Below are 5,901 nucleotides of genomic sequence, written 5' to 3'. Positions count from 1 at the left end.
GCGTCCGTGTCAGACGGACAGGCTCTGCTAAGGGGTGGCGGCCCGCGCGGGGACAGCCGTTCCCGAGCGCGCGGGGCCCAGGGGGCAATCCCCTGTGACGAGGACTTGTCCGGACGCGAGCGCGAGGACAGTCCGTGGTGCCGTGGCTTCAAGGAGCCTGGGATATGCGCATCGATTTCGACACCGTGAGACGTTGGAGGCGACTGGGTCTGCTGTTGGCGGGAGCCGGCGCGGGATTGCTGGCCCTGCCGGGCCACTCCGGCAGTGTGCCGGTGCCCGAGCTGGCCGCGTGCTGCTCGGGCGCCGCCGCGCTGGGTGACACGATGATCAACGCCTCGGGAGGAGGCGACAAGGACTTCTTCGAGGTGCCGTCCAGCCCGCCCAGCGCCATCTTCCTGATTGGCGACAGCGAGTCCATGCTGGACTTCCCCGAGTACCTGCCTGGCGAGGCGGGCGATCCCAACGCGCTGGGCTGCTCGGATCCCGCCCTCGTGGCGGCGATGGACAGCTGGTTCGACAAGAGCAGCCCGGACCCGCTGAAGAACGGCTCCGTCGTCTATGACGCGGACGCGGACTTCGGCGCGACGCCCCAGTTCTTCGACCCGACCATGTTCTATGCGTCGCGCAGCCGGCGCATCGCCTGGAACGGCCTCACGCCCGACTACCCGTACGCGCTCAACTGGGATGCGCGCAGCATGGACGGCGGCACGGACACGCACATGGCCTGCTACCGCGGCCTGGGCTACTCCTCGTGGAGCGATCCGCGCATCGCGGTGTGCAAGGCGTGTCTGGCCTCCAAGGGCTGGTACCGCGGTCCGCTGGCCACCAACCCTTCCTACAAGTGGCACGAGCCCAAGCCGCCCGCGGGCGCTCCGGCGGGGTGGGACAACGCGCGCTTCCGCACCTGGGTCCTCAGCGGCCGGGTGCTCAACGTGCGTCCGCCCAAGTTCGTGGTGGCTCGCAAGGTGCTCAAGGACGTCATCAACAACACGACCGACGTACGCATGGGCGTGGCCACCTTCGGTCCGGACAAGGGCTGGTACGACCCGCCCGTGCTCGTCGAGCCGCTGCGGCCCAGCTGCGACAAGTCCTTCCCCACCATCGACCTGGACGCGCTCGATCGGCCCAAGCTGATGAAGGCCGTCAACAAGACGCTGTTCCGCAATGACGAGCGCTCCATCGGCGAGGCCCTCTTCGGCCTGGGCGGCTACTTCTCCTCGCACAAGGTGGATCAGCGCTGGCTGAAGTGGTTCCAGCAGCCCATCCACCCGGGCTGGGGCTGGCCGGGCTCCAACGGCGGCACCAACTACGGCACCATCGACAACCCCTTCACGGGCCAGACCGGCAAGACGTGGGCCGTCCAGTCCGACGAGTGGGTCAAGTTCGAGCAGCCCTTCGAGGTGGGCGGCAACGAGCGCTCCGTGTGCTTCTCCTGCCAGGTCAGCTCCGTCATCGTTCTGGCCGACGGTCCGCCCGTCTACGACAACTCGGTGCCCATCACCAAGTTCATGCAGATCCTCAAGGACAAGGGCGCCAAGCACCCGGACGGCACGCCGCTCACCTTCGATCCGAGCACCCCCGAGACCAACACCAACCCGGGTGGCGTGAACTACTGCGACCAGTTCGAGCACTCCCCGGGCGTCAAGGCCAAGAAGGAGGACTGCGACTACTCCGCCCCCACCAGCTGGAACTGGCCGACGGGTCTGGCCAAGACGAACAAGAACTTCATGGACGACGTGGCCTTCTTCCTGGCCAACGCGGACCTTCGCGACGACATGCCCGGGGCGCAGGCGGTGCGCACGTACACCATCGGCTACGGCAACAACAACCCCATGCTCCAGAGCATCGCGCTGGCCGGCAAGGGCAGCTTCTACCGCGCCAACAACGCCACCGAGCTGCGTGAGTCCATCATGGCCGCGCTGGGAGACCTGAAGCAGACGTCCACCTCGTTCGCCTCCGCCAACATCTCCGGCGTGCAGGCCAGCGGGATGAACTCCTCCGTCTACATCCCGCGCTTCGTGCCGCGGAAGAACCGGCCGTACGAGGGGCACCTCTACCGCTACTTCTTCTTCAACGAGTTCGCCCAGGGCTGCGAGGAGGCCAAGGCCAAGAGCGCGACGACCCTGTACAAGCCCGACCTCAACGGCGACAAGGACTGCAACGACAGCTTCTTCGTGGACAAGCCGGCCAGCATGACCGGGGAGATCCCGTTCACCATCAACAACATCGTCCAGGAGAACGTGGAGGGCAACTGGGTGAAGGTGGTGACCGCCACCGTCAACTCCGACGGCAAGCTGGAGGGCGGCAATCCCGCCGTGCCCTTCTGGGACGCGGGCGACACGGTCGGCGCGCGCTCGGCCCTGGCGCCGTGCGATCGCGCCAACCCCCTCACCAGCGCCGGTCGCTGCATCTTCACGATGATCGACCGCAACAATGACGGGAAGTTCACCGACGTGGACAACCCGCCCGTCGAGTTCACCACGGCCAACCTCGCCGACCTCAAGCAGTACCTGCTGGCGGCGGGTGACACCTTCTGCAACAAGCTCTTCGCCCGCCAGAAGAAGGCGTGGACGGGCTCCACGGCGCAGCAGGACGAGTGCACGACCGACCTCATCAAGTTCATCCGCGGTGTGGACGTGCTCGACTTCGACGGTGACTCCATCCTCGAGGAGGAGCGGCCGTGCGCGGACAACAAGAAGCCCACGAACACGAAGTCCTGCAAGCTCGCGGACATCTTCCACTCCACGCCGGTGACGGTGGAGCCGCCCGTGGATCCCTTCCTGTGCTCGCTGGGCCTGAGCCCGCAGTGTCTGTCCACCCTCTACCAGGACTTCTCCGCCTCGGTGACCTCGCTGCCGCTGTGCGGCTCGGGAGCCGCGCCCTGCTACAAGCCCACGCCGATGAATCCGGCGCGCACGGCCAAGGGGTACGGCGCGTACGACGACTACCGCAAGCAGACGCCGAAGCGCGATCGCGTGGTGCTGGTGGGCTCCAACGGCGGCATGCTGCATGCCTTCCACGCGGGCTCGCCGCTGCCGACCACTCCGAATCCGACGGATGACTTCCGGGCCGATCCCTATGACCAGGGCACCGGCCAGGAGCTGTGGGCCTTCATCCCGCCGGACCTGCTGCCCAAGCTGGGTCAGGTGTTCTTCATGCACCAGTACTTCGTGGACGGCACGCCCATGGTGCGTGACATCTGGGTGGACGGCGCCGTGGCGGGCACGACGCCCAACGGCATCAAGGAGGCGGCCGAGTTCCGCACCCTCGCCGTCATCACCGAGCGTGGCGGCGGCCAGCGCTACATCGCGCTGGACATGACCAACCCGTACGAGATGCTGAACAAGGAGGGCAAGCCCTTCCGCTGGATGTTCCCCAACTCGTGCGACCCCGAGTCGGCCACCATGGGCCAGACCTGGTCCAACTACACGCCCAAGCCGCCTCCCATCGGAGCGGTGCGCCTCAAGCCGCTCGTGAGCACTCCCTCCAGCACCGAGCGTGGCTGGGAGGAGCGGTGGGTCACCGTGCTCAACGGCGGGTTCAGCGCGGACCTGTCGCGTGGCCGCGGGCTGTACATGGTGGATGCCTGGTCGGGCCAGAAGCTGTGGTCCGCGGAGGCCAGGCCCGCCGCCACCTCGTCGGGTAATGCCTACCAGGACACGCTCAACCACATGATGCCCATCGTGGCCTCGGCGGCCATGATGGACATCGGCAAGGCGGAGAACGTGCAGCGTGACCTGGACGGCTTCTTCGACACCCTGACCGTTGGTGACCTGGGCGGCCAGATGTGGACGTTCCGCTTCTTCGAGCCGGGTGAGCGCGCCAGCGCGGACGCCCCCGTCACCAACTGGTTCGGCGCGCGCTCGCTGGAGATGGCGCGTCAGGACACCGACAAGAACGGGCCCGTGAACCTCTGGGAGAAGGCGCCCTTCACCAACATCGCCTCCAACGTCCTCCAGCCGGAGACGGGCTGGCTGCGCACCTTCGTGGGCACCGGCGACCGGCAGCACCTGCGCACCTCGCCGGGCAGCGACTGCGGCCCGGACGATCTGCTGGCCTGCGTGCGGCTCAAGTGCGACGTGAAGGCCACCTTCCTGGCCGACATCAATGGCATCAAGCGCACCAGCGTCATCGAGTACGTGCAGGGCGCGCTGAAGACCAACAGCGAGGAGTGGTCGGGCAGCCTGGCCGAGACGTGCTCGGCCTCGAAGCTGGAGCTGACGGACCTGACCATCGCCTGCCCGGATGGGACGACGATGGGCTCGGGCTCCTACATGCCGACGACGGCCGTCACCCATGCCAACTGCGAGAAGGCGGGTGGCGCCTGGTCGTGCAAGCAGACCCAGCTCTCCACGGGCACGCGCAGCTACGTGACCCTGAGTGACGCTGACAAGGCGGTCATTCCGCACCACCGCTACTTCGGCTACCACGCGTACGGTGGCTCGCTGCGCAAGTTCAAGGACAGCGACGGCGCGGTCGCCTTCGACAAGCTGCGCATGACGGACAAGGCGGGCTTCAACTGCGGCAAGGATGGCGCCGGCAAGCCCATTGCGTGCTCGCTGGTGGACGTCACCATCCCGAGCGCCGCGTACAGCACGTACACGGTGGCGGGCAAGTCGGTGCGCTACGTGCCCACCACCAAGATGGGCGGGCTGGCTCGCGGTACGACGGAGGGTCCGGGTTGGTTCCTCAGCTACGAGGGACTCCAGGAACGGACGGCGGCGGGCTCCACGGTCATCGCCGGCGTCGTGTCCTGGCCCTCCTTCGCGCCGCTCGCGGGCAGTGGCGCCTCGGCCTGCGTGCTGTCGGGCGTGGGTGACGTCTCCAACCTGTGGCAGGCGGACGCCATCACCGGTCTGCCGGACCAGTCCGAGGGCTACCAGATGCGCAACGACAAGGGCGAGCTCATCGGCTACTCGTCCTACAAGAGCCGTCCGTCGGGTGGCACGCCTCCGGGCGACGTGGGCTCGGTCGTCGCGATTTCGAAGTCGGGTGGCATCAAGTACGGGTGGATGGCTCCTCCCGGACCGGGCGATGCGCCGACGATGGAGACGAACCGCACGGAGAAGAACGTGACGCCGGACATCTACTGGCTGGAGGTGCCTCGCAACCTCCACGTCTGCCGCCACGAGAACGCCGCGCTCTGCAGTCAGTAGTCGCGGTGGAGCCGGGCCTCTCCTCGAGGCCCGGCGCTCCTCATCCCCTCTCCCTCACCCGGGAGAGGGGATTTTCTTTTGCGGGCTCACGGGCCGACGATGGCGAGCGCGGCGCGGTCGAAGTCGATGAGCTGGCGGGCCACGGCGCGCACGTCCTCGGCCGTCACCGCCGCCACGCGCTCGGCGTAGTGGAGGAAGTTCTCCTGGCCCAGCCCGTAGCAGGCGTCCAGCGCGAGCAGCGCGGCGCGCGAGCCGTTGCGCTGAAGGCCAATCTCATGGGTCCCGATGAGGTTCTGCTTCGCGCGGGCGAGCTCGGCCTCGGGGATGGGCTCGTCGCGCACGCGGGTGAGCTCCGCGCGGATGCCCTCGAGCGCGGCCTCCACCTTCTCGGGGCTGGTGCCCATGTAGACGGCGAAGTAGCCCGGATCCACGCCCTCGATGGAGAAGCTGCTGATGCTGTAGGCCATGGAGCGCTTGTCGCGCAGCTCCACGAAGAGCCGCCCGCCCTGGCCGCTCAGCAGCGTGGAGAGGACCTCCAGTGGATGGCGCCGCGGATCGCTGATCCGCACGCCGTGGAAGCCCAGCACGAGGTGCGTCTGCGCGCGCGCCAGCACCCGCTTGTCGGTGCGCGGGGACTCGGGGGGCGGCTCGGGCCGCACCTCGGGCGGAGGCGCCGCGCGGCCACGGGAGGCGCCGAAGGCCTCGTGCGCGAGCGCCAGCACCTCGTCCACCTTCACGTCGCCCA

The 5,901-nt window shown here is 68.1% G+C and carries 2 protein-coding genes; one reads left to right on the top strand and one right to left on the bottom strand.

All coding sequences use genetic code 11. The features are described 5' to 3' along the window. Positions 1 to 164: 164 nt before the first annotated feature. Entirely contained in the window at positions 165 to 5,156 is a 4,992-nt protein-coding gene (locus VF794_RS28130) for a hypothetical protein (protein ID WP_331115657.1), read from the top strand. An 86-nt stretch (positions 5,157 to 5,242) separates the two neighbouring features. Here the strand turns inward: VF794_RS28130 and VF794_RS28125 are convergent. Next, positions 5,243 to 5,901, bottom strand: a 659-nt coding sequence (locus VF794_RS28125; RefSeq protein ID WP_331115655.1) for a M16 family metallopeptidase, incomplete at its 5' end; no start/stop codon positions are given.

Origin of the sequence: Archangium sp., from assembly GCF_036389735.1 — a bacterium.
Taxonomy (GTDB): domain Bacteria; phylum Myxococcota; class Myxococcia; order Myxococcales; family Myxococcaceae; genus Archangium.
Note: the sequence above shows the minus strand (reverse complement) of the source record. Positions and strands in the feature narration are given on the sequence as shown.